20 protein-coding genes are annotated in these 22,719 nt (G+C 71.2%); 9 read left to right on the top strand and 11 right to left on the bottom strand.

All coding sequences use genetic code 11. The annotated features are described in order from the left end of the window. Nucleotides 1-135: 135 nt before the first annotated feature. Nucleotides 136-576, bottom strand: a complete 441-nt coding sequence (locus KGD83_RS02530) for a DoxX family protein (protein WP_212642337.1) — start codon at nt 574-576, stop codon at nt 136-138. Between the two features lie 188 nt (nt 577-764). After that, a complete protein-coding gene (locus KGD83_RS02525) occupies nt 765-1,271 on the bottom strand; it encodes a MarR family winged helix-turn-helix transcriptional regulator (RefSeq protein ID WP_212642336.1) in 507 nt (168 codons plus the stop codon). A 334-nt stretch (nt 1,272-1,605) separates the two neighbouring features. Here KGD83_RS02525 and KGD83_RS02520 point away from each other — a divergent pair, with 334 nt between their 5' ends. Beyond that, on the top strand, nt 1,606-2,175 hold the full coding sequence (locus KGD83_RS02520; protein WP_212642335.1) for an NADAR family protein: 570 nt from the start codon (nt 1,606-1,608) through the stop codon (nt 2,173-2,175). 198 nt (nt 2,176-2,373) lie between these two features. Here KGD83_RS02520 and KGD83_RS02515 read toward each other — a convergent pair whose 3' ends face one another. Continuing rightward, on the bottom strand, nt 2,374-3,993 hold the full coding sequence (locus KGD83_RS02515) for a serine/threonine-protein kinase (protein ID WP_212642334.1): 1,620 nt from the start codon (nt 3,991-3,993) through the stop codon (nt 2,374-2,376). 545 nt (nt 3,994-4,538) lie between these two features. Here KGD83_RS02515 and KGD83_RS02510 point away from each other — a divergent pair. Next, entirely contained in the window at nt 4,539-4,781 is a 243-nt protein-coding gene (locus KGD83_RS02510; RefSeq protein WP_013155518.1) for a hypothetical protein, read from the top strand. Nucleotides 4,782-4,880: 99 nt separating this feature from the next. On the opposite strand, the gene KGD83_RS02505 is transcribed toward KGD83_RS02510, so the two are convergent. Beyond that, nucleotides 4,881-5,585: an SDR family NAD(P)-dependent oxidoreductase gene (locus tag KGD83_RS02505; RefSeq protein WP_212642333.1), complete on the bottom strand. Its 705-nt coding sequence runs from the start codon at nt 5,583-5,585 to the stop codon at nt 4,881-4,883. Nucleotides 5,586-5,711: 126 nt separating this feature from the next. Here KGD83_RS02505 and KGD83_RS02500 point away from each other — a divergent pair, with 126 nt between their 5' ends. Together KGD83_RS02500 and KGD83_RS02495 are read left to right on the top strand one after the other, a co-directional pair. Then, nucleotides 5,712-6,665, top strand: a complete 954-nt coding sequence (locus KGD83_RS02500) for a helix-turn-helix transcriptional regulator (protein WP_212642332.1) — start codon at nt 5,712-5,714, stop codon at nt 6,663-6,665. A gap of 307 nt (nt 6,666-6,972) precedes the next feature. Continuing rightward, nucleotides 6,973-7,623 carry a TetR/AcrR family transcriptional regulator gene (locus tag KGD83_RS02495; RefSeq protein ID WP_212642331.1) on the top strand — a complete coding sequence of 217 codons (651 nt, stop codon included), beginning with the start codon at nt 6,973-6,975 and terminating at the stop codon, nt 7,621-7,623. 111 nt (nt 7,624-7,734) lie between these two features. Here KGD83_RS02495 and KGD83_RS02490 read toward each other — a convergent pair whose 3' ends face one another. After that, entirely contained in the window at nt 7,735-9,039 is a 1,305-nt protein-coding gene (locus tag KGD83_RS02490) for a L,D-transpeptidase (RefSeq protein WP_212642330.1), read from the bottom strand. Between the two features lie 310 nt (nt 9,040-9,349). Here KGD83_RS02490 and KGD83_RS02485 point away from each other — a divergent pair, with 310 nt between their 5' ends. Together KGD83_RS02485 and KGD83_RS02480 are read left to right on the top strand one after the other, a co-directional pair. After that, nucleotides 9,350-9,673 (top strand): DMT family transporter, encoded by a 324-nt coding sequence (locus tag KGD83_RS02485; RefSeq protein ID WP_013155521.1) that lies wholly within the window; start codon nt 9,350-9,352, stop codon nt 9,671-9,673. A 32-nt stretch (nt 9,674-9,705) separates the two neighbouring features. Then, nucleotides 9,706-10,284, top strand: a complete 579-nt coding sequence (locus KGD83_RS02480; RefSeq protein ID WP_256448859.1) for a TetR/AcrR family transcriptional regulator — start codon at nt 9,706-9,708, stop codon at nt 10,282-10,284. Here KGD83_RS02480 and KGD83_RS02475 read toward each other — a convergent pair. After that, nucleotides 10,223-11,236, bottom strand: coding sequence for a helix-turn-helix transcriptional regulator (locus KGD83_RS02475; protein ID WP_338036949.1), 1,014 nt, complete (start codon nt 11,234-11,236; stop codon nt 10,223-10,225). The two genes, KGD83_RS02480 and KGD83_RS02475, sit on opposite strands and share 62 nt — an antisense overlap. Before the next feature lie 121 nt (nt 11,237-11,357). On the opposite strand from KGD83_RS02475, the gene KGD83_RS02470 reads away from it, so the two are divergent. Continuing rightward, nucleotides 11,358-11,909, top strand: a complete 552-nt coding sequence (locus KGD83_RS02470) for a TIGR03086 family metal-binding protein (protein WP_212642328.1) — start codon at nt 11,358-11,360, stop codon at nt 11,907-11,909. Nucleotides 11,910-12,464: 555 nt separating this feature from the next. Here KGD83_RS02470 and dacB read toward each other — a convergent pair. The 5 genes from dacB to KGD83_RS02445 all read right to left on the bottom strand — a co-directional run bounded on the left by dacB (nt 12,465) and on the right by KGD83_RS02445 (nt 20,404). Then, nucleotides 12,465-14,102, bottom strand: a complete 1,638-nt coding sequence (gene dacB / locus KGD83_RS02465) for a D-alanyl-D-alanine carboxypeptidase/D-alanyl-D-alanine endopeptidase (protein ID WP_449411497.1) — start codon at nt 14,100-14,102, stop codon at nt 12,465-12,467. 385 nt (nt 14,103-14,487) lie between these two features. After that, nucleotides 14,488-16,698 carry an ABC transporter ATP-binding protein gene (locus tag KGD83_RS02460; RefSeq protein WP_212642327.1) on the bottom strand — a complete coding sequence of 737 codons (2,211 nt, stop codon included), beginning with the start codon at nt 16,696-16,698 and terminating at the stop codon, nt 14,488-14,490. Further along, the gene (locus KGD83_RS02455; RefSeq protein ID WP_130395606.1) at nt 16,695-17,615 is read right to left on the bottom strand and encodes an ABC transporter permease; all 921 of its coding nucleotides are present in this window, start codon (nt 17,613-17,615) and stop codon (nt 16,695-16,697) included. Before KGD83_RS02455 ends, KGD83_RS02460 begins: the two co-directional genes overlap by 4 nt. Further along, on the bottom strand, nt 17,608-18,618 hold the full coding sequence (locus KGD83_RS02450; protein WP_212642326.1) for an ABC transporter permease: 1,011 nt from the start codon (nt 18,616-18,618) through the stop codon (nt 17,608-17,610). Before KGD83_RS02450 ends, KGD83_RS02455 begins: the two co-directional genes overlap by 8 nt. Nucleotides 18,619-18,703: 85 nt before the next feature. Then, nucleotides 18,704-20,404 (bottom strand): ABC transporter family substrate-binding protein, encoded by a 1,701-nt coding sequence (locus KGD83_RS02445; protein WP_212642325.1) that lies wholly within the window; start codon nt 20,402-20,404, stop codon nt 18,704-18,706. 665 nt (nt 20,405-21,069) lie between these two features. On the opposite strand from KGD83_RS02445, the gene KGD83_RS02440 reads away from it, so the two are divergent. Then, a complete protein-coding gene (locus KGD83_RS02440) occupies nt 21,070-21,543 on the top strand; it encodes a hypothetical protein (RefSeq protein WP_212642324.1) in 474 nt (157 codons plus the stop codon). Between the two features lie 175 nt (nt 21,544-21,718). Continuing rightward, a complete protein-coding gene (locus KGD83_RS02435) occupies nt 21,719-22,333 on the top strand; it encodes a rhomboid family intramembrane serine protease (RefSeq protein WP_047868609.1) in 615 nt (204 codons plus the stop codon). Nucleotides 22,334-22,719 lie beyond the last annotated feature (386 nt).

Raw genomic sequence — 22,719 nt, 5'->3', positions numbered from 1 at the left:
GTCCTGAAGGAGAGCGAAAGATTTGAGTGTTTTTCGTGAGGTATAGGTGAATTTGGATAAACAAGTTAAGAAAAAGGTTTTATGTGCGGTACCCGGGCCGTCCGCCTCCGGCGACGGACGGCCCGGACGCGCTGGTCAGGAGGCCGGTACCGGTTCAGGGGTCCGACGGCGGGGGCGGCCCCACGGCATGAGGCGGTCCACGCAGAGGCGGCCGCCCGTGAACCCGAGGGCCAGGGCGACGACGCCGAGGACCAGCACGAGCTCGAAGCCGCCGACCAGCGGGTCGCCGACGTGGGCGAAGAAGTAGGCGCCGGCCATCATGAAGGCCAGGAGGAGCCCGGCCAGGGGCAGGGCGAACCCGATGATGAGGGCCAGTCCGGCACCCACCTCGATGCTCGCTCCCAGGAGCGCGGCGAACTGCGGGAAGGGGATCCCCATGGACTCGAAGCCCTGGGCCGTGCCTTCGAGGCTGGACATCTTCGGCCAACCGTGCGCGATGAAGACGACGCCGACCACGACTCTGGCGAGCAGCGCGACGACGTCCCCCACGCGGGACATGAGCGGATTCTCGGTCATAGCGGTTCCTGTTCCTGTGAGCGGGTAACCCAGGAGGGGGCCGTGGCCTCGCAACGTTGCTTGAGACTACAACCTTTTCCTGGGAAAGCAGATGATAGTACGCATCCGCCCGGACACATAGAGTGCCAATGGGGGATATTTCTCCCCCTCGGCGTCCGCCCTGGTGGGAGCCGACAACAGAACGCGACTCAGTCCCGGCGCACCGTACCGGTCGGCCCCGTGTACCGCGGCTCCTCGCCCCCGGGGTCGAGCACGCCGAGCATGGACTCCGCGATCCCCCGCAACTGCTTGACCTGGTCGTCGGTGAGCGCGTCGAAGAGCACGCGCCTGACCTCGTGCACGTGGCCCGGAGCCGCCTCGCTCAGCACGGCCGCGCCCTCGGGGGTGAGCTCGGCCAGGGTGGTGCGCCGGTCGCCCGGGCGCTTGAACCTGCGGACCAGGCCGTCCCCCTCCAGACGGGCGACCGCGTGCGAGAGGCGGCTGGGCGAGGAGCGCAGCCTCCTGGCCAGGCCGGTCATCGTCATCACGCGCTCGGGCGCCTCGGACAGCTTCACCAGGATCTGGTAGTAGGCGTGGGACATGCCGGAGTCCTGCCTGAGCTGCCGGTCCAGCGCACCGTCCAGCAGGTGGACGGCGGCCAGGAAGGCCCGCCACGTCTGCTGTTCGCCCTCGTCGAGCCACCGCGTCTCGGCCATCGGGCCCGTGCCCCCAGGGATAACTTGAGAGTTCAACTGTGTTCTGGTCAAATATCTATCTTCCAGGCATCGGAGAGCGGCCGCGGCACGGCGGCCCCGCCCGCCCGAGCGGGGTCCGCCGGCGTCGGCGCACTGGAAGGACGCCCCGTCCACCGTCGGCGCCACGGCGGACGGAATCCCTCTGACCTACGGACTTCCGGGGTTTTCCGCAACGCTACTACGGAGTCACATACGCCGCCCCGGTTGCGCCCCGCCCCGTTCGCGGCCTCCGCGGCGGCCGCCGCACGCCCTCACGGCACCGCGCGTGCCGGTACCGCTTGGGACACTCTCCCCCATGACGGACACAAGCGATCCCGCGGACGCGCGCACGGTCGGGCAACTGGTGGCCTCGACGGGCAGAGCCAAGTACCTGTGCTTCTGGGGCCACCAGCCGCCCGCCTCCGGAGGCGTGTCGGCGAGCTGCCTGTCGCAGTGGTGGCCCGCCGACTTCACGGTGGAGGGGGTCGGCTACCGCACCGCGGAGCACTACATGATGGCCGCCAAGGCCCGACTGTTCGGTGACGCCGAGGCGGAGGAGCGGATCCTCGCGGCGGGCCACCCCCGGGACGCCAAGGTGATCGGCCGCCAGGTGCGCGGCTTCGACGAGCGCGGGTGGGAGTCGGCCCGCTTCGGGATCGTGGTCGAGGGCGGCCTCGCCGAGTTCGGTCAGAACCCGGAGCCGCGCGAGTTCCTGCTGGGCACCGGCAGGCGGGTGCTGGTGGAGGCCAGCCCCCGCGACAGGGTGTGGGGCGTCGGACTGGGCGCCGAGAACGACGACGCGCGGGTCCCCGAACGCTGGCGGGGGCTCAACCTGCTGGGGTTCGCCCTGATGGAGACCCGGGCCCGCCTGGCCGCGGCTCCGTGACGCCGGGTCCGTTTCCCGCCGGACCCGCGCCCGGACCGGAAGGGTACGGAGTGCCGACCGGCGGCCGGACCCGAAGCCCTGCTGGTGCGGCGCGGGGGTTTCGACCCGCGTCCCAGCGGGGTCGGACGGTCGGGACGCGCCGCGAGCACGGGACCGCGGCGCGGGGCGTGGACCTGGCGCGCCCGTTCGGCCAGGGCACTAGCAGACCGGGACCCGGGGGTTGTCGCGCGTGCGCGCCCCCGGAAGCCAGCCGGTGGCGGCGCCGACGGTCACCCGGTACATGGTGCTGGTGCTCGTCCCGCTCTCGTCCGTGACGGTGACGCCGTTCGGGACGAGGCACGAGGTCTGGAGGACGTCGCCGTGCCATACCTGGCCCGCGCGGTTGCCGGGGTCGGAGTAGGGGGCGTGGGGGTCGTGGACCAGCCGCAGGGCGCACTCCGGCGCGCGTGAGCCCTGGCAAGGGCCCTCTGCGTTGAACACGGTCAGCGGCACCGCCGACGGCGGCGCGGGCGCCTCCGGCTCGGGCTCCTCCGACGGTTCGTCCGTCTCCTCGGCGGGTTCCCCGCCGGGCTCCTCCGACGGTTCCCGGCTCGGTGCCTCGGACGGCTCCTCCGAGGGCTCCTCACTGGGCTCCTCCCGGGAGACCGGCCCGGGGACGCGCTGCTCCTCGGTGGGCTCCTGCACGACAGGTTCCGGCTCCTCCTCGCCCGCGAACCACGCGGCCACGGGCAGGTTCTCCCACTTGCCGCCCAGGGCCGCCCCGCCCGCGACGAGCCCCGCCAGCAGGACCAGGACGCCGAGGGCCGCCCCGGCCAGGGCCAGGGTCCGCCTCCCGCCCCGGCCCCCACCGGTCGCGGGGATCTCGTACTCGCGCTCGCCCCCCGTCCGCACACCGTGCCAGCAGCGGTCCAACACCCCGGCGGTGGCCGCGGCCGCGGTCCCCACGTCGCGGATCGGCGCGATGGCACGGCCCGGAGAGGCCGTCTGGACCACGCCGTGCACCAGTTCCAACGCGGTGGGGCGCTCCGGAGCCCGCTTGCTCAGCGCGCGCAGCGCCAGGTCGGCCAGGGGACCGGAGAAGCCGTCGGTGTCGGGCGGTGAGTCGAGCACCCGGTGGGCCACCGCGGCCGCGTTGCCCGCCCCGAAGGGCGGGCGTCCCGTGGCCGCGTACACCACCAGCGCGCCCCAGGCGAACACGTCGTCGGAGGTGGAGACCGGTTCGCCGCGGTAGTGCTCCGGGCTGATCCACCCGGGCGAGCCGCTGAGCGTCCCGGTACAGGTGATGGCCGTCTGGTCGATCGCCCGCGCCACGCCGAAGTCCAGGACGCGCGGGCCCTCCGGCGAGAGCACGATGTTGGAGGGCTTGAGGTCGCGGTGCGCGATCCCCGCCTCGTGGATCTGGGCCAGCGCCTCGGCCACTCCCGTTGCCAGGCCGCGCAGCAGCTCCTCGCCCAGCGGACCGTGCTTGCGCAGGTAGTCGCTCAGGGTCATGCCGCGCACGAGCGGTGTCGCCAACCAGGGCCTTGCCGCCTCGGTGTCGGCGTCGAGCAGCGGTACGGCGCAGGCACCGCCCACGCGGCCCAGCAGGTTGACCTCGCGGGCGAAGCGGGCCCGGAAGTCGGCGTCCGACGCGTACTCGGGGTGGATCAGTTTGACGGCGACGAGCCCGCCGTTCTCGTCCTGTGCCGCGTACACGAGTCCCATCCCGCCCGTGCCCAGCCGTTTGAGCACCCGGTAGCGCCCGATGCGGACCTGGTCGTCCGAGGTCAGGTCGGTGACGGTCGTGGGCAGGAGCACGGTGAGGGGACCTGTGGACACGGAGGAGAACCTCGCTCATTCGGGGCGGGGTGGTGTGAAGGGGAAGGCACACGGAGCAAAGGTGCCCTACGAGGGTAGTGGAGTCCCACCCGTAGCGCCCTCCCCGGTCACCGGGATGCGGCCCGGACCTCTCCCTCCGCGGGCCCCTTGCCGCCACCGGGTTCCGATCCCGGAGCCAATCAGACGTATCGCGTTCGATGTGTGTTTATCGTGCGATTTTTCCGAATCGCATCCCGCGATCACCGTCGGATCACCCGGATTTCATCCGCAGTATCCGTGGTTACGGCTCCGGTGCGCCCACGACAGGAGTAGAGTCCAGACCGCGGACAGCATGGTGCTTCCGGCACCCGCACCCGTTCCCCGGAGCACTCCGGGTCTCGGCGTTCCCGCCGCCACCCGTCAGACGCTCGCGCGGCCCGACCACGTACGCCCGCCGCACGCTCCGGGAGACCGGTTCACCCACGCGCACCCGCCGGTGCCGCACGCGGTCCGGGAACGCACCGTCCTTCTTCCATCCAGGACGAACCACACTCCAGGGACTTCCCATGGCCTATTACCGCATCCAGTTGCGCGACGGCTCCAACCACACGCTCCAGGCGGTGCGCATGCGCACCGACGCACGCAGCCTCTACCTGGAGGAGCGCACCGCCGGGGCGTGGACCGAGGTGTTCTCGAACCCGATCACGGAGGTGGAGCGCGTCCAGCGCCGCTTCACCGAGAACGACGGCACGTGGACCTGGCTGAGCGAGCGCCTGCCCGCTCCCGTCGGCGGCGTCCGCGCCTGGTGATGCCACGGCCGGGCGGAGGGGATCCGCCCGGCCCCGGCACCACCGTCACCAGGGCAGGACCCCGTAGCTCTCCGGGTCCTCAGCCGAAGCCAGGTGGCCTCAGAGCACCCCGTTGGGCCCGTCCCCGGGCAGGGTGGCCAGGTGCAGGTTCACCCTCGCGCCCTGCTCCGCCGTGCGCGTGCCCGTGTTGCCGTTGAGGTCGGTCGCGCAGTACCCGGGGTTGGCCGCGTTGACCTTGGCTCCCAGGGGCGCGAGGGTCTTGGCGTACAGCGCCGTCACCATGTTCACCGCCGCCTTGGAGGCGGGGTAGCCCGTATCGCCCTCCATCGCGAAGAACGGGCCGTACGGATCGGTCATCGTTCCGATCGAGCCGACCTCGCTGGACACGTTGACCACCCGCGCGGCCTCCGAGCGGCGCAGCAGGTCCAGGAACGCATCGGTGACCGTCACCGTGCCCACCACGTTCACCTCCAGCGTCCGCCGGAGCGCGACGGGATCGACCTCGCCGGTTCCGCCCCGGCCCAGGGCCACGCCCGCGTTGTTGACCAGCACGTCCAGCCGTCCGAACTCCTCCTCCACCCGAGCGGCGGCGGTCCGGACGCTCCCGGCGTCGGTGACGTCCAGAGCCAGCGCGCGGACGTCCACGCCCTCCTCCCGAAGGGCCTTCTGCGCCTCGGCACCGCGTCGCGCGTCCCGGAAACCGGCCAGCACCGTCATTCCCTCCAGACCGAGCAGTCGCGCGGTCTGGAATCCGATTCCCTTGTTCGCCCCCGTCACGAGGGCGATTCTGCGTGTCTTCGCCATGGGATCGATCGTGGAAGGGTCGGCGGACTCGCGGAAGGAACCGTCGAGGCTGGTATCGGCGGTACCACTGTGCGGAAGGCGTTCCTCGGGCACTCTGGACGGAGGACCACGATGAGGAGGCGTGCGATGGCGGACCGCGGGGAACTCGCGGCGTTCCTGCGCGACCGGCGCGGCAGGATCGGCCAAGGCGACGTCGGTCTGCCCGACACCGGGCGCCGCCGCACTCCGGGCCTGCGCCGCCAGGAGGTGGCACAGCTCGCAGGGATGTCGGTGGAGTACTACGTACGGCTGGAGCAGGCCCGCGGCCCCAACCCGTCCGGGCAGGTGCTGTCGGCGCTATCGCGTGCCCTGATGCTGAACGTCGACGAGCGCGCCTACCTCTTCCACACGGCCGGAGCAGAGCCCCCCGTCACCAGCGGTCCCAGCCGCGAGATCTCCACGGCGGTGCGGTACCTGCTGGACGGCCTGGCCACCACCCCCGCCTACGTGCTGGACGCCAAGTACGAGGTGCTCGCGTGGAACCGGATGGCCGTTCACTTCATCGGGGACATGGCGGAGTTGCCCGAGGGGGAGCGCAACCTCATAGTGTGGATGTTCTCCCGGCCGGAGGACGAACCGCACTGGGACGACCCGCACAGCGTCTGCTTCACCCAGCACTCGGTGGCGGACCTGCGTGCGGCCTACGCCCGTTACCCGGGCGATCCGGAGATCGCCCGCCTGGTCACCACTCTGCTGGGTACCTCACCGAGGTTCGCCCGGATGTGGGAGTCGCGCGAGGTGCGTAAACGGCGCGGGTTCAGCAAGAGGGTGGACCACCCGACCATGGGCGCCCTGGTATTCGAGTGCCAACTGCTCCACGTGCCCGACACCGACCAGCGGATCATGATGTACTGCCCCGAACCCGGGTCCGCCACGGAGCGGTCGATGGCGCGCCTGGCCGCCGGGGCCCCGGCGCCCGCGTTCGACGGGCTCACCCCGCTGTCCGCACCGTTCGGTTCGGCACCCTGCGGGCCGGGCGGGCTGGTCGAGGAGCCGCCGCCCGCAGCGGGGCACGAGGTCCACCCGGCCCGGCGTCGGTGAGGGAGGCGTCGGGGCGGGTCAACGGCAGCCGGACGTGTTCCTGTTTCGCTGGCCGGTGCCCGTCTCCGTGGGGCGGTCTCGCCCGCCCTCCGCAGACGTTGCGGCTCTCCGCTGTGACACGGGCGTGAAGGTCGGGAGTCACGGCTGCCTGGCCCTGTGTCCTACTCCTCCCGAACCGGAACCCCGCTTACTTAACATTCATTGAGCAAGGGGGGCGGGGAAAGCTGGATACCGTGGACGGCGGGTCCGCGACCCCCCGCAAGGGCCCGGAGTACCCGACGGGGTGCAGGAAGTGGAGAAGACCAGGATGAGCGAGACGACCCCGGCGCCGGACACCCGCGCCCCCTCCGGCTCCGAGGCGCCGACACCGCGGAGGCGGGTGAACCGGCGCGAGCAGATCCTGCGCACGGCGGCCGACGTCTTCGCCTCGCGGGGCTTCCACAACACCTCGCTGGCCGACATCGCGGCGACGCTCAGCATCACCCCGGCGGGGGTCCTGCACCACTTCGGCTCCAAGACCGACCTGCTCACCGCCGTCCTGGAGCTGCGCGACGACACCGACCCGGCACCGGAGGGCAGCCGGATGCTGGACCACCTGGTGGCGACCGCCGAGCGCAACGCCGAGCGGCCGGGGACCACACAGCTCTACGCGGTGCTGTCGGCGGAGAGCGCCACCGACGAGCACCCGGCGCAGGACTGGTTCCGGGACCGCTACACGGTGCTGCGCAGGGAGATCGGGGACGCCGTGCTGGACCGGCTGGAACCGGGGCACCGGGAGGCCGCTGACACGCCGGGGCCGGACGGGCACACCCCGGCGGAGGCCGCGGCTTCGGCGGTCATCGCCGCGATGGACGGGCTCCAGGTGCAGTGGCTGCTGGACCCGGGCGCCGTGGACATGGCCGCCGTCACCGAGCTGGTGATCGACTCCCTGGTGGCCCGGCTGTCCCGACGGGACTGACCGGGCGGGGGCCCGGGGCGGGGCGCCCGCCTCCCGCGGGGACGCGGAAGGCCGGAGGGGGCGCCCGGAACCGTGCGGTTCCCGGCGCCCCCTCCGGCGTTGGGCGGGCGGTTACTGCTCGCCGTGGACGGAGCCGGGGGTGCCCGAACCGTCGGTCACCTGCGGCTCGCCGGTCGCGCTCTCGGCCAGCCACTCGTCCCAGGACATCTGCCAGAAGCCCCAGCCGTTGTTCCACTCCAGCTCGCGGTCGGTGCCGGTGGTCTCCATGACGTCGCCCATGAGGGTGTTCTCGAAGATCCAGCGGGCGTCGTCCATGCGCAGGTTGGTGCAGCCGTTGGAGGTGTTGGCGCTGCCGATGCTGCCGTTGTAGGAGGCCTCGTGCAGGAACTCGCCGCTGTCGCTGGTGCGGACCGCGTACTGCACGTCCACGTTGTAGGCGCCGGGGGTGCCCTCGGGGATGCCCACGGTGGAGGAGTCCATGGTCATCTGCTCGTAGCGCTGCATGAGCACGTGCGTGCCGGAGGTCGTGGTGTCGAAGCGGCGGCTGGCCTTGCCGTTGCTCACCTCGATGGTGCGGTCGTGCTCACCGTCGATGTTGACGACCAGCTCGTGGTCGGGCACGTGCATGGTCATGATCAGCTCGCGGCCGATCTCGAAGTCGATGCGGTGGTTCTCCACGCCGTAGACGCCCTCGGAGGCCTCGACGCCCGCGAGGTGCAGGTCGACGCTCACGGACTGGTGGGGCTCCCAGTACTCCTCCGGCCGGAACACGGCCATCGTGTCGGTCTCCCAGTTCCAGGCGCCCTGGACGCCCTGCTCGGAGATGACCTCCATGGAGTTCTCGACCTGCGCCTTGTTGGTCACCGGCAGGTCGAAGTTGATGACGATCGGCATGCCCACGCCGACGGTGTCACCGGAGACGGGCCAGTTGGAGGCCAGTTCCAGGCGCTGCCCGGCGACCGCCTCCAGGGTGGTGAACTCCTGGACGACCTCGGTCTCCTCACCGGCGTCGTTCTCGGCGGTCGCGGTGACCACGACCTCCGCGCCGGGGCGCAGGTTCCAGTCGCTGACCCACTCGGTCGCGTCGCCGTTGAGGGTGCCGGTCATGGCGTAGAGGTCGGAGTCCTGCGACTCGCCCTCGCCCTCCGCCGCGGCCTCGGTGGCGACGACCTGCTCCACCTGGACGTCCGTGATGACACCGCTCTCGGCGGTGACCTTGACGGGGGAGTCGGGCGCGACCTCCTCGGCACCGCTCTCGGGAGTGATCACCAGTTCAGCGGGGTCGGCGCTGGCCTCGTCGGCACCGCCGCCCTGGGTCTCGGCCTCACCCGACGTGCAGGCCGTCGCGGCCAGCGCCAGCGCTGCCAGTGCGATACCGAAACGACGCGCCACCGCCGGAGCTGTCTTGCCCGTCACGTCTGGTTACCTCCATGTCATGCCTGAAACGCCATCCACGCAAGTAAGACGCACACCCACCGAAAAGGTTCTGAAATCTCATGCATCGGTATAGAGCGGTTATCTGGGGCGTGGGACGTGGGGGACGCCGGAACCGAAGACGATACACCCCGGGGGTACACCTCGATTCCCTACGGGTATGAGGTTACGGCCATCCATAACCGGCCTTGGACACCGGGTCGACCCTCCGCCTAGAATCTTGTCCGAACGCTCAGGTTTCTTCTCCGGAGGAACCTGGTCAAACGCCCAGTTCTCCGTCGGAGGGAACTCCGTGCCCTGGCTCTGGCTGGCCGGAGCGATCATCGCCGAGGTGATCGCCACCACCTCACTCAAGCTCTCCGAGGGCTTCAGCCGCCCGCTGCCCTCGGTCGTCGTCGTGGTCGGTTACGTCGGGGCCTTCCTCATGCTCAGCCAGTCCCTCACCCGGGGCATCAACCTCGGCGTGGCCTACGGCGTGTGGGCGGCCGTGGGCATCGCGCTGGTCGCGGTGATCGGCACGCTGCTCTTCGGCGAGTCGCTCACCTGGGTCCAGATCGGCGGGATCGCGCTGATCATCGCGGGGGTCATGGCCCTGGAACTGGGCGGGCGGCACTGAACGTCCACGACAGGGCGTCCGTCGGCGGGGACATCGCCGACGGGCGCAGACGCAAGGGCCAGCGGCGCCGCCGACAGCTCCTGGACGCCACCATGCGCGTCATCGAACGCGACGGCGTGGCGGCGGTCAGCCAGCGGCGCGTGGCCGCCGAGGCCGGGGTGCCGCCCAGCACCGTCACCTACTACCACGCGACCGTCGACGACCTGCTCGTGGACACCCTGACCCGGGTCAACGACACCTACGTGGCCGCGCTGGCCGCCCTGCCCGAGGACGCGGACGCGGCCCTGCGCGCCCTGGCCGGGATGATCGCGGTGGGTTCGGGCCCCGAACGGGCCCAGGTGATGGCCGAGTGCGAACTGTTCCTGCTCGCCGCGCGCCGCCCGGCCCTGCGCCCGCAGATCGAGCGCTGGAACCGGGCCGTGGACGCCTTCCTCACGCCCTACCTCCCCCACCCGGAGGACCGCGCGGGCGTGGGCGCCGCCGTCGACGGCATGTTCATGCGGTGCTGCGCCGACCCGGGCCCGACGGCCGAGGACGTGTACCGCACGCTCAGCCGCCTGGTGTCGCGCGCGCCGCGTAGCGCGCGGGAGGGGTCCCCAGAACGGCGGTGAACTCCCTGGTCAGGTGGGACTGGTCGCTGAACCCGAGTTCGGCGGCCAGGCTCCCCCAGTCCGGCGGCGCGCCCTTCCTGGCCCGCTCGGCGGCCTCGTAGAGCCGGTACCTGCGGATGACCGCCTTGGGTCCGAGGCCGACGTGGTCGGCGAAGCGGCGCTGGAGCAGGCGTACGCCCATCCCCTCGCGCCGGGCGAGCCCGGACACGTTGACCACCGAGGGGTCGGCGGCCACCCGCTCCACGGCGTCGCGGGTGTCCTCGGCCGGGTGACGGTCCGCGGGGAGCAGTTCGGCCAGGGCGCGGTCGACCCGGGCCATGAGGGCGAGGGGACCGGACGGCGCCGCACCGTCGAAGACCCCGCTCCCGCCGGGGGCTCCGCCGGCCCCGGGAACACCTCCCCTGCTGAGGACCGCGTTCGCACCGGGAGCCCCTCCCCTGCCGAGGGCCGCGTTCGCACCGGGAACCGCGGCGGCGTCGAGAAGCCCGTCCGGGCCGCAGCCCCCGTCCCGATCGGAGCACCCGTGGGCACCGGGGTCCCCGCCCCCGCCCTCACTCGCACAGAGGGCGCCGAAGACCTCCGACGCGGGGAGGGCGGCGTCCACGATCGTGTTCATGGGCCTGCCGAGGAACGGGCGGAACCCCGCGGGCCGGAACATCACCCCGAGCGCCCAGCCCTCGCCCTCCAGGGGGCGCTCGGTCACCCCGGTGGTCGGGCCGTGCACCGTCGCGGTCCCACCGGTGAACACCAGGTTCACGACGGGGTGGGCCAGGACCCGCTGGTTGTACGGCCCGCGGCCGGTCAGGTTCCAGGAGGCGAGCCAGTAGCGGTCCACGAAGCGGGCCACCCGCTCCGAGGGCGCGTGTCGGTCCAGGCGGAACCGGGTCAGCCCGGCGGCCGGGTCGAGGATGCCGCGCGCGTCCCCCTCCACCCCCACGGAGTACGGTCTCACGGTTCCAGGATAGCCCTCCGGCTCCGAACACACGTGCGGTTCGTCGTGTTTGTTCAAGACGGGGACCGGCCGAGGCGACGAGGATGGCGGGCACCGAGACGGAACCGAGGGGAACACGATCATGAGCGACACCTCCGAGCGCTACGCCCGCCTGTCCGAGGACTTCGCCGGGACGGTGGCGGCCGTCCCCGCCGACCGCTGGTCGTCGGCGTCCCCCTGCGAGGGGTGGGACGCCCGCGACGTGGTCCGCCACGTCGTGGACACCCAGGGCATGTTCCTCGGCCTGGTCGGCCGCGGGCTGGGCGACGTCCCCTCCGTGGACGAGGACCCCAGTGCCGCCTGGGACGCCGCCCGCGCGGTGGTACAGGCCGACCTGGACGACCCGCGGCGCGCGGATACAGGGTTCGACGGGTTCTTCGGCCGCACCACCTTCGCCGAGGCGGTGGACCGGTTCCTCTGCTTCGACCTCGTGGTGCACCGCTGGGACCTGGCCCGGGCCACCGGCCAGGACGAGCGCCTGGACCCCGGCGACGTCCGGTGGGCGCACGAGGCCACCGCCCCCTTCGGGGAGCACCTGCGCGGGAACGATGTCTGCGGTCCCGAGCTCACCCCGCCCGAGGGCGCCGACGCCCAGACCCGGTTCCTGGCCTTCGTCGGCCGCCGCGCCTGGTAGCGGCCCCGGGCTCCCCCGCCCGGGGAACCGGCGCGGCCCCGTCCGGGGAGGGCGGCCGGGCCGGGCCGCTCCGGGCGCCCCTCCCCGGAGACGGCACACGAGCGGGGGCGGGAGGCGGGCGATTCTCCCGCCGGGGCCGGACACGGCGCTGGGGTAGGACGCGACGGCGGGTCCGGACACGGTGCTGAGGTGGAACACGACGCTGAGGTGGGACACGATCGGAACGCTCCCTTCCCGGGACTCCGCGCGGGCGGAGGAGGCGGACAGGTGGTGCGACGCGGATCGTGTGACGCGAGGAGGAGGCGCCGTCCACTCCGAGAATGCCACCTTCGGAGCCGAAGCGGCGGAGCCCGTCCACACCTGTGGAAAACCCGGAGGGCCACGGGGGGACTCCCCGTGGCCCTCCGGCCGAGTCACCGCGCCTCAGGCGCGGACGCCCTCGAACGCGATCGCGCCGCCCGCGTGTCCCGCGCCTGCCGCGCCTCACGCGCGGGCGGCGCGCGGACCGGGTGGCGCGGCCGCCGCCCGGTCGTGCGCGCTCAGCGGGTCAGCGGATCAGCAGGTCAGCTCCCAGGAGCACTCCAGCTCACCGCCGGGCCGGGTCGGCGCGCTCTGGGACCGGACGCTCACGGGCGTCTGGTGGCCCAGGTACTCGGCCAGCCGGACGGCGATCGCGTCCTGCACCGGCGTGGGAGCCGGGCCGCTGTAGCCGTTGTTGACGACGCTGAACACCAGCCCGTCGCCGCCGTCCTGCCCGGCCGCGTATCCGGACAGCGCGCTGATGCCCGTCATGGTGCCGGTCTTGGCGGAGACGACGCCCGCGGCGGCGGTGCCGCCCATGCGGAACCGCAGGGTTCCACCGGTGAACGGGTCGCTCTCGCCCGCCACCGGCAGCGAGTCCGCCCAGATCCCGTGCCAGGACGCGTCGCGCGCGCTCACGAGCAGGTCCACGACCGCGTCGGAGGTGACCAGGTTGCCCCGGGACAGGCCCGAGCCGTCGTTGAGGACGAGGTCGGAGGTGTCCACCCCCAGCCCGGACAGGGACCGCTCGACACCGGTCAGCCCGGCGTCCCAGCTGCCCTCTCCCGCGACCTCCCGGCCGATGCCCTTGACGAGCATCTCGGCGTGGCCGTTGTTGCTGAACTTCATGAAGGGGACGAGGATCTCCGCCAGCTCGGGGGACTCGTGGTCGGCCACCAGCCGGGCCCCGTGGCGCCCCCTCTCGGGCGCCTCGCCGAACTCCACGCCGCCCTCGACGGTGACGCCGTGCCGCTCCAGCGCCCGCGCGAAGAGGTGCCCGGCCAGACCCGCGGGCTCGTCCACCGTGCGCAGGGCGGTCACGGGGGCGGCGTCGGCCGGGATCGTGCCGGTCACCGTGATGGTGTTGGTCCCCACGGGGCGGTCGACGACCACACTGCTGGTACCGCCCGCGGGACCGGTCACGGCCCGGTTGTCGAGCTCGGCGTAGCCCTCGGCGGCGCCCAGGTCCACGGTGGCGGGCGCGCCCGCCGCGCCGGGGGTGACCACGACCTCGGTGACGCCGGTGTCGTAGCGCTCCCCGTGGGCGACGGTGAGGGCCGAGATCTGCGCGGAGTAGGCGTAGGGCTCGTCCTCGGGCCACCAGTCGTCCACGAGGCGCTGGGAGTCGAACCAGGTGTCGTCGGCGAGGACGTCGCCCCGCACGGTCCTGACCCCGGAGGCGGCCACGTCGGCGGCCAGCGCGTCCAGGTCCCGCTCGGACAGGGTGGGGTCGCCGCCGCCCACCAGGTACAGGTCCTCGACGGAGCGCCGCTGCCGGTGGCCGTCGGTCACGACCTCGGTGGAGAAGGTGTGGTCGGCGCCCAGGACGTCCAGGGCGGCCGCGGCGGTGAACAGCTTCATGTTGGACGCGGGCACCAGCTGCTCCCCGCCGTCGCGCGAGTACAGCACCGCGCCGGTGGCGGGGTCGGCGACGGTCACCCCGGACACCCCGCCCTCAAGGGACGGGTCCGCCAGGAGGGCGTCGATGTCCGCACGAAGGTCGGTCAGGCGCTCCTCCGCGGCCGCCGGGTCGGCGTGGGCCGGGAGCGCGCCCAGGGGCGCCGCGACGAGCACCGGGACGGCCGCGAGGGCCGCGGTCCAGGCGGCGCGTCGCCGGACCGGGGCACGGCGCCTCCCGACCGGGGGTTCACTGGAAGCGTTGGGGGCTGTCAACGGTGTGTCTCCTAGCGGTCACGGACACAAGGGGCACCGCACCCTAACCCGCTCCGGTTCCCCGGCACCAGCACCCGGGGCGCGGGTCGGACACGGGAGGGGCCCATGGGGACGCCTAGGCGCAGGTGACGCGTGCGCACCCAAATCCGCCACCGACAGAACCGCCCGGTTCCGGTGTTCCCCATGGACGCGGCGAGGGGCCCGGCGCACGGAAGCGGTACCGGGTGCTCCCTCCGCGATCTCCCCTGCCCGGCGGGGGGTGTGTGCCCGGCCCCTTCCGCCGCCGTGCGCGGCGTGAACGGCGAACGGGCCGGTGCCGGGGACGCGCTCCCCGGCACCGGCCCGTCACGACCGCGGCGCCCGGATCACCCGGGCGGCGCCCCGGTCAGAACAGCTCCACGGCCCGCGAGTAGTGGCAGGCGTCCAGGTGGCCCGCCCCCCGGTCCATCAGCTCCGGCGGCTCCTCCACGCACTTGGCGCGCTCGCCCTCCGACAGCTCGTTCGCGAACTTCGGGCACCTGGTCCGGAACCGGCAGCCCGAGGGCGGGTCGGCGGGACTGGGCACGTCGCCGGTGACCACGATCCGCTCCCGGGTCCGCTCCTTGACCGGGTCCGGCAGGGGGATCGCCGAGATCAGCGCCTGCGTGTACGGGTGCGAGGGCGCCCCGAACAGCTCCGCCGTCGTCCCCGTCTCCACGATCTTGCCGAGGTACATCACGGCCACCCGGTCGGCGATGTGCTTGACCACCGACAGGTCGTGCGAGACGAACAGGTACGACAGGCCCAGATCGTCCTGGAGGTCCTCCAGCAGGTTGATCACGCCCGCCTGGATGGACACGTCCAGCGCCGAGACCGGCTCGTCCAGGATGAGCACCTTGGGGTTGAGCGCCAGCGCGCGGGCGATGCCGATGCGCTGGCGCTGGCCGCCCGAGAACTCGTGCGGGTAGCGCGATCCGTGCTCGGCGTTGAGCCCCACCAGGTCCAGCAGCTCCTTGACCCGCCTCTTGGCGGTGCCGTTGCCCTGGCCGTGGATCCGCAGCGGCTCGGCGATGATGTCCGAGACCGTCATGCGCGGGTCCAGGGAGGCGAACGGGTCCTGGAAGACCAGCTGGAGGTCGCGGCGCAGCGGGCGCATCTGCCTCGGGGACAGCGTGTGCAGCGGCTGCCCCATGTAGCTGACCTCGCCCGAGGTCTGCTTGATCAGCTGGAGCATGAGGCGGGCGGTGGTGGACTTGCCGCACCCGGACTCGCCGACCAGGGCGAGTGTCTCGTGCTCGCGCAGCTCCAGGGAGACCCCGGAGACCGCCTGCACCTCGCCGATTTTGCGCCGCAGGAGGCCCTTGGAGCGGATGGGGAAGTTCTTGACCAGCTCCCTGACGGTCAGGATGGCCTCACGGGGCTCTCCGTCCGCGGGCGCGGCGGTCTCCGCGCCGATCCGGGCGCGCGCCTCCTGCGCCTGCCCCTCGGCCTCCTCGACCTCCGTGACGGTTTCGGCCTCCACCGCCGTCCCCCGGAACAGGTCGGCGGGCGCGGCTCCCCCCAGCTCCTCGCTGAAGTGGCAGGCCGCCGTGTGCGCGGAGGTGTCCGTCGCCGACACGCGCATCCGCTCCCCGTCCCCGCCGACCGCGAGCAGGAGGGGCTCCTGTTCACGGCACAGGTCCCGGGCCATCGGGCAGCGCGGCGAGAACGCGCACCCGGTGGGCAGGGAGAGCAGGGAGGGCGGGGTGCCCACGATGGGGGTGAGCCGCTCGTGGCGGTCCTCGTCCAGGCGGGGCAGCGAACCCAGCAGGCCGAGGGCGTAGGGCATCCGCGGGCGGTAGAAGACCTCCTCCACGGGGCCCATCTCCACGAGGCGGCCGCCGTACATCACGCCGATCCTGTCGACGTGCCCGGCCACCACGCCGAGGTCGTGGGTGATCAGCACCAGGGCGGCGCCGGTCTCCTTGCGGGCCGCCTCCAGCGCCTCCAGGACCTGCGCCTGGACGGTCACGTCCAGGGCCGTGGTCGGCTCGTCGGCGATGATGACGTCGGGCTCGTTGGCCATCGCGATGGCGATCACCACGCGCTGGCGCATGCCGCCCGACAGCTCGTGCGGGTACTGCTTGATCCGCTGCTCCGGGCTGGGGATGCCCACCAGCTCCAGCAGCTCCAGCGCCCGGGCCATCGCCGCCTTCCTGCCCACCTTGCGGTGGGCCAGGACGGCCTCGGCGATCTGGTAGCCGACGGTGTAGACGGGGTTCAGCGAGGTCAGCGGGTCCTGGAAGATCATCGCGATCTTGTTGCCGCGGACCCTGCTGATCTGCGCGTCCTTGAGGCCGATGACCTCCTGGCCCAGCACCTTGGCCGAGCCCTCGACGCGGGCGTTCTTGGGCAGCAGCCCCATGATCGCCATCGAGGTCACGGACTTGCCCGATCCGGACTCGCCCACGATCCCCAGCGCCTCGCCCCGGCGCAGGACGTAGGACACCTCGCGCACGGCGGGCAGCGGCCCGTCGTCGGAGGGGAAGGTGACGCTGAGGTCGCCGACCTCCAGGACCACGTCGCCGGCCGCGGCCGGGGCGGTCCCCTCGTTGCTCATCTGGTCAGTCGTGGTCATCGCCGCACCATGGTCTGTCGTGGGTCGAGGGCGTCGCGCAGCCCGTCGCCGATGAAGTTGATCGTCAGGCAGATCACCAGCAGCAGCAGGCCCGGCGGGTAGAACAGCCAGGGCCTGGTGGAGACGGCCGTGCGCGCGTCGCTGATCATCTGGCCGAGCGAGATGTCGGGGGGCTGGATGCCGAACTGGAGGAAGGACATGCCCGCCTCCAGCAGGATCGCCACCGCGATCAGCAGGGTGGCCGCGACGATGATCGGCCCGGCCGCGTTGGGCAGCAGGTGGCGGACGATGATCCACCCGGGCGAGGCCCCCGCGGCCTTGGCCGCCTCCACGAACTCCTGCTCGCGCAGGGACAGGACCACGCTGCGCACCACGCGGGCGATCTGCGCCCACGAGAAGAATCCGATGATGAGGGCCACCGCGTACCAGGTGGTCCCCGCGCGGGCGTTGCCCGCGATCGCGGCGACCATCACCAGCAGGGGCACGATCATGAACACGTCGGCCACGCGCATCATGAGCGCGTCGATCCGGCCGCCGTAGTAACCGGCCGTCGCCCCCCACAGGGAGCCGATGACGGTGCCCATGACCGACACCGTGAACGCCACCTTGAGCGTCTGCTGGGCGCCGCGCATGAGCTGGCCCAGGACGTCGTGCCCGGCGGTGGTGGTGCCCAGCGGGTGGTCCGCGTTGGGCGGCACGCTCGGCGGGATCTCCAGGTGCACGGTGTGGTCCCACCGCCAGAGGAGCGGGCCCACGAAGGCGGCCAGGACGACGACCGCCAGGACGACCAGGCTGATCATGGCGGCCCGGTGGCGCAGGAACCGGGACAGGATCATCTGGAACTGGGTGCGTTCGGCACCTCCGACGCTCTCGGCGTCGGCGCTCCGCGGCGCCCGGGGCGCCCTCTTCTCACTCATAGCGAATCCTCGGGTCGAGCACGCCGTACAGGAGGTCGGCGATGAGGTTGGCCACGATGACCATGACACCGCTGAGCAGCAGCCACGCCATCAGCGCGTACGAGTCGTTCTTCTCGACCGCGGTGATGAAGAACTCGCCCAGGCCGCGCCACTGGAAGACGCGTTCGGTCAGGACCGCGCCGTCGATGATCCCGGCGATGCCGACGGCGACCACCGTGGTCAGCGGGATGAGGGCCGTGCGCAGCGCGTGGCGCCGGATGACGACGCGGTTGGGCAGGCCCTTGGCGCGGGCCAGCCGGACGTAGTCGCTGTTGAGCACCTCGAGCATGGAGGTCCGCTGGTACCGGCTCCACGAGGCGAAGCTGGTCAGCATCAGCACGATCGTGGGCAGGGTCATGTAGGCGAAGGCGTTGGTGACGCGCCCCCAGAAGTCCTCGCCCTGTGCCTGGTAGACGCCGTCGCCGATCGTGGCGAGGACCTGGTCGCCCACCAGGTCGTTGAAGCCGACACCGGCCTGCTGCATGATGCCCGCGAACCAGAAGACGGGCATGGACAGGGCCAGGAAGCCGACGAACGTGAGCGTGTAGTCGAGCTTGGAGTACTGGCGCATGGCGCTGACGACGCCGGCCAGGACGGCCAGGCCAAGCGCGAAGACCATGGACGCGCCCACCAGCCGCAGGGTGGTGCCCAGGCGCTCGGCGATGTTGGCGCCGATGTCGTAGCTGTTGCTCTGCGTGGAGGGGCCGAACTCGCCTTGGAGCAGTCCGATGTCCCCGTTGCCGCCGATGCCGGTGACCCAGAGCCAGTAGCGCTCGGGCATGGACCGGTCGAGGTAGAGCCGCTCCTCCTGGAGCTGGATGACCGAGGGGTCCGGGGGCGGCTGCTGCATCCTGAGCTCCGTCAGGGGATCGCCGGAGACGTCGATCAGGACGAAGGTGAGCACGGACGCGAGGATCAGGATGGGTATCGCGCCCAGGACGCGCCGCACCGTGTAAACGAGCATGAGTGTGATCCTTCAGGGGTGGACGAGGACCGGCCCGGGCCCGGGAGGATGCCCCGGGCCCGGGCCACGGGCCTTGTGCCGCGAACTACTCGGCGAGGTCCCACTCACCGATGTTGTAGGTGGCGCGGTAGCTGGACTGGAGGTTGTCCTCGACGTTGGCGAGCCTGTCGTTCACGAAGAAGTAGTTGGGCTCGGCCACGATCGGCAGGACGTAGGCGTCCGGGACCACGGCGGCCACGGCGGCGTTGGCGTGCTCTGCCGCCTCGTCCAGGTTGGCGGCCGTCGCGGTGGCCTCGGCGTGCTCGTCCACCTCGTCGTTGGCGTAGCCGCCGAAGTTGCTGGTGCTCTCGGAGTGCCAGAACTGCTCGGGGCTGGAGGCGAAGTACGGGCTGCCGCTCCAGCCGAACTGGACGATGTCGTAGTCCTGCTCGGCCAGCATCGTGCCCAGGTCGTCGGTCATCTCGATGGTGGTCTCGATGCCGATCTCGGCGAGCTGGGCCTGGATCAGCTGCACGGAGTTGTTGCGGATGACGGTGTCGGTGCTGCGCAGGCGGAACGGGCCGACCTGCTCGCCGTCGAGCATGAGGGTGTCCCCGTCGAGCTCGTAACCGGCCTCCTCCAGGATCTCGGTGGCGGCCTCGGCGTCGCCGCTGCCCTGCCCGGACTCGGAGACGAGGTCCTCGAAGTACTCGCTGTCGCTGCCGAAGATGTGGTTGTTCTTCAGCTCGTACTCGGGGTATCCGGCCTCGAAGTTGCGGCTGGCGATCTGGTCGCGGTTGATCGCGGTGAAGACGGCCCTGCGGAGCTCGACGTCCGAGAGCCACTCGTTCTCGGTGTTGATGTCGATGTGCTCCCAGATGTTGCCCTCGCCGATGGTGAGCGTGGCGGTCTCCATCCCCTGGAGCTGGGTGATGATGTCCTCGCTGTACTGCGCGGGGTTGGCGCCGTCGATCTCGCCGTTCTGGAAGGCGGGGATGAAGGTGCCCTCGTCGGTGTTGTACGGCATGATGATGCGGTCGAGCGCGGGCTGCGTCTCGCCGAACCACTCGGGGTTGGGCTCCTTGACGACCTGGTTCTCCAGGTCGCCGTCCACGATCTGGTACGGGCCGCCGGACCACTCGGGGCGCGTCTCGTGCAGCCAGGCGTAGTACTCGCCGAGCTGCGCGGGGTCGTCGACGTCCCAGCCGTTCTCCTGGGCCAGGTGCGCCGGGTAGAAGCCGCCCGCCACGCTGTGCGCGTCGAACATGCCCATCCACTCGGGGTTGGACAGGCCCTCCTTGAGGGTGAAGGTCGCGGTCTTGCCGTCGACCTCGACCTCCTCGACCATGTCGGCGCCGGTGGTGCCGCGGGAGTCGCAGGTGTCGCAGTAACCCTCGGTGGGGGACGCGGACATCATGTTGGTGACCCGCAGGTCCTCACCGGTCATCGGCGTGCCGTCGTTCCACACGGCGTCCTCGGCGAGGGTGAAGCTGAACTGGAACGGACCCTCGTCGGGGTCGTCGTTGATGAGGACGGGCTCCTCGGCGAGGACGTCCATGTCGTACTCGTACGTCGCGTCGGGCTGGTACTGCCCGGTGAAGGGCACGACGCCGGAGAGCGCCTGGATGACGTAGACGCTGCCTCCGGCGCTACTGATGGCTCCCCAGGCTGCGGGAAGGCTGTTGATCACCCATGTGACCTCCTTCTCCTGCTCGCCTTCGCCGCCACCGCCGCCGCAGGCGGTCAGCACCATCAAAGCGGAGGTGCCCGCCGCGGCGAGCGCGAGCGTCTTCCTTCGTTTGTGCATCAGTTACACCCTTGATCACTAATACGAGCCGAACCTCGGGGTTGTGTGGTTCGCACACGCCCCGCAGAACTAGGCGATTAGTCGATCAGAAGACCATTGAGCGAAATGTCTGTATAGCCCTACTGCTGGATTCGTGACCCATCCGCAACCGGTTCGCGCCCATCGCACCGAGCCGCGGACGCATAGTTCATACCCCGCCCAGACATAGGGGTCACCGCAGGTCAGAGCCCGAAGCCAGGCGAACAGAGCCTCCCTTCGGATTCGGACAAGCCAGAAATACATTGCGGGCTAGTTACGCCATCCGACAACGGTTCAGGTAAAGTAAACGTCGTTTAACTACCAGGACGGCTTGAATGACTACACAGAGGAAAACGGACAAAAGTCCCCAAAGTACACATATAATCCCTAACGCCCTCTCCAGTCCTCCGGTCGTCTTCGGGGCGACTCCCACGGGAAACAGAATGCGGCAGACATGGGATGACGTGATGTCAACCAGACACGAGAGCAGCAACCTCTCACCGGAGGGCAGAGCACGCCAAGGAGGTACGGAAATCCACAGCTCCGGTTGTCCGAAACCACCGTCCACGCGTCGCCGGAGCCGATAGGGTTTCGAGCGGCGATTGCCGTCATCCCGCCCGCGGTGCCCACTGAGAGAGGCTTCTGCCGTGTCCGAAACAGTTCGCCTGGTCTGCCCGGTAGGCCGCAAGCACCTGGAGCTGTGGGGCGGCTACGGTCTGGTGGTTCTCGGCGCCCTGGCGATCGCGGTCGACGTCTCGCACTGGGCCAACATCGCCCTCGGCGTCCTCCTGGCCCTCACCGGCGCCGCACTGGCCGCGCACGGCCACATGATCAAGGCGCCCGTCCTGGAGGTCTCCGACGGCGAGTTCCGCTACCAGCGGGGCCGCTACATCGTGCGCGTGCCCTTCCACGACATCGGCTCCTACTACGTGCTGCCGGGCCGCATCCGCTCCCTGGGGCTGTACGACAACGCCGGGCGCCCCAAGCGCTTCCCCTCGCTCCAGAGCCGCCGCACCTCGCGCGCCTACCTGCCACTGACCGGGATGACCAGTCCGGCCCGGGTGGAGTCGTTCATGGCGGTGGCGGGCATCCCGCCGCGCGGGCGCTCGCTGACCTCCTGAGCGCGGCGGCCGCTCCCGCGCGCCCGCCCCCGGGCCGGGGACCGAACCCCCCTCCTCCCGCAGAGCGGCGCCGCTCGCGCCGACTGCCGCGACATATCCCGACACTTCGGGCAATTACCCACCACGCCCCGTACGGACATACCGCCGCAAGACCATGTCCTCTACTCTCGATGGGGTGAAGCAGTCCAGAATCACCGCCATCCTGACCGTAGCGGGGATGCTCGCGGCCATGTGGGTCTTCGAGATCCTCGACAGCTTCGTGCTCCTCGGACGGCTCGACCAGCAGTACGGTCTGCGCGCCTGGGACCTCCAGGGGCCCTGGACCGTGTTCACCGCGCCGTTCATGCACGGGAACCTGGAGCACCTCATCGGCAACTCGCTGCCGTTCCTCGTGCTGGGCTCGCTCGTCGCGTTCAGCGGCCTGGGACGGTTCCTGCTCACCACGCTGATCATCATCCTGGTCAGCGGTGTGGGCGTGTGGCTGTTCAGCTCACCGTTCTCCCTCACCGTGGGCGCCAGCGGCCTGGTCTTCGGTTACTTCGGCTACACGGTCCTGCGCGGGATCGTCGAACGCAAGACCATCGACATCGTCATCATGATCTGCGTGATCCTCTTCTACGGGACGATGATCTGGGGGGTCCTGCCCCAGTACCCCGGCGTCTCGTGGCAGGCGCACCTCTTCGGGTTCATCGGCGGCATGCTCGCGGCCTACCTGCTGCCGAGGCGGGAGCGCCGCAGGCAGCTCGACCAGGGCTACGGAGGCGCCCAGGGCGGCTACTACGCCCCCTGACCGCGCCCCCGGGGCCGCGCACGGCCCCGGGGGCGCGGACGAACGCGGACGGGCCGCCCCCCGAGCTTGGGTTCTAGTGGTGGTTGCAACACCCCAGTTCAAGGGGTGCCATGCACTTTCAGATCCGCGAGAACCGAACACAACGGGGCCCGAGGAAGCTCTCCGCTGAGCGAGCGGCATACTTGCAGCTCATGCAGCAGGGCTACAGCAACGCCGAAGCCTGCCGGATCGTCGGTATCGATAAACGCACCGGCAGGAAGCGGCGCAACGGGCGTCCACGCAAGACGCTCGGCTGGGATACCCCAGCCGAGCGTCTGACTAAGCTGCTTCAAGCAAGCAGCCGACCTTCGGTGTTGCAACGACCCCTAGAATTCGCCGAGGGGGAC

The sequence above is a fragment of the Nocardiopsis akebiae genome (assembly GCF_018316795.1).
Classification (GTDB): Bacteria; Actinomycetota; Actinomycetes; order Streptosporangiales; family Streptosporangiaceae; genus Nocardiopsis; species Nocardiopsis dassonvillei.
Note: the sequence above shows the minus strand (reverse complement) of the source record. Positions and strands in the feature narration are given on the sequence as shown.

Bases quoted from the DNA above. Each gene is read 5' to 3' on its own strand.
- KGD83_RS02495 (WP_212642331.1), top strand. From the start codon at position 6,973: ATGAGCGAGACGACCCCGGCGCCGGACACCCGCGCCCCCTCCGGCTCC.
- KGD83_RS02505 (WP_212642333.1), bottom strand. From the start codon at position 5,585: ATGGCGAAGACACGCAGAATCGCCCTCGTGACGGGGGCGAACAAGGGA.
- KGD83_RS02470 (WP_212642328.1), top strand. From the start codon at position 11,358: ATGAGCGACACCTCCGAGCGCTACGCCCGCCTGTCCGAGGACTTCGCC.
- KGD83_RS02460 (WP_212642327.1), bottom strand. From the start codon at position 16,698: ATGACCACGACTGACCAGATGAGCAACGAGGGGACCGCCCCGGCCGCG.
- KGD83_RS02530 (WP_212642337.1), bottom strand. From the start codon at position 576: ATGACCGAGAATCCGCTCATGTCCCGCGTGGGGGACGTCGTCGCGCTG.
- KGD83_RS02455 (WP_130395606.1), bottom strand. From the start codon at position 17,615: ATGAGTGAGAAGAGGGCGCCCCGGGCGCCGCGGAGCGCCGACGCCGAG.
- KGD83_RS02520 (WP_212642335.1), top strand. From the start codon at position 1,606: ATGACGGACACAAGCGATCCCGCGGACGCGCGCACGGTCGGGCAACTG.
- KGD83_RS02510 (WP_013155518.1), top strand. From the start codon at position 4,539: ATGGCCTATTACCGCATCCAGTTGCGCGACGGCTCCAACCACACGCTC.
- KGD83_RS02500 (WP_212642332.1), top strand. From the start codon at position 5,712: ATGGCGGACCGCGGGGAACTCGCGGCGTTCCTGCGCGACCGGCGCGGC.
- KGD83_RS02525 (WP_212642336.1), bottom strand. From the start codon at position 1,271: ATGGCCGAGACGCGGTGGCTCGACGAGGGCGAACAGCAGACGTGGCGG.
- KGD83_RS02450 (WP_212642326.1), bottom strand. From the start codon at position 18,618: ATGCTCGTTTACACGGTGCGGCGCGTCCTGGGCGCGATACCCATCCTG.
- KGD83_RS02445 (WP_212642325.1), bottom strand. From the start codon at position 20,404: ATGCACAAACGAAGGAAGACGCTCGCGCTCGCCGCGGCGGGCACCTCC.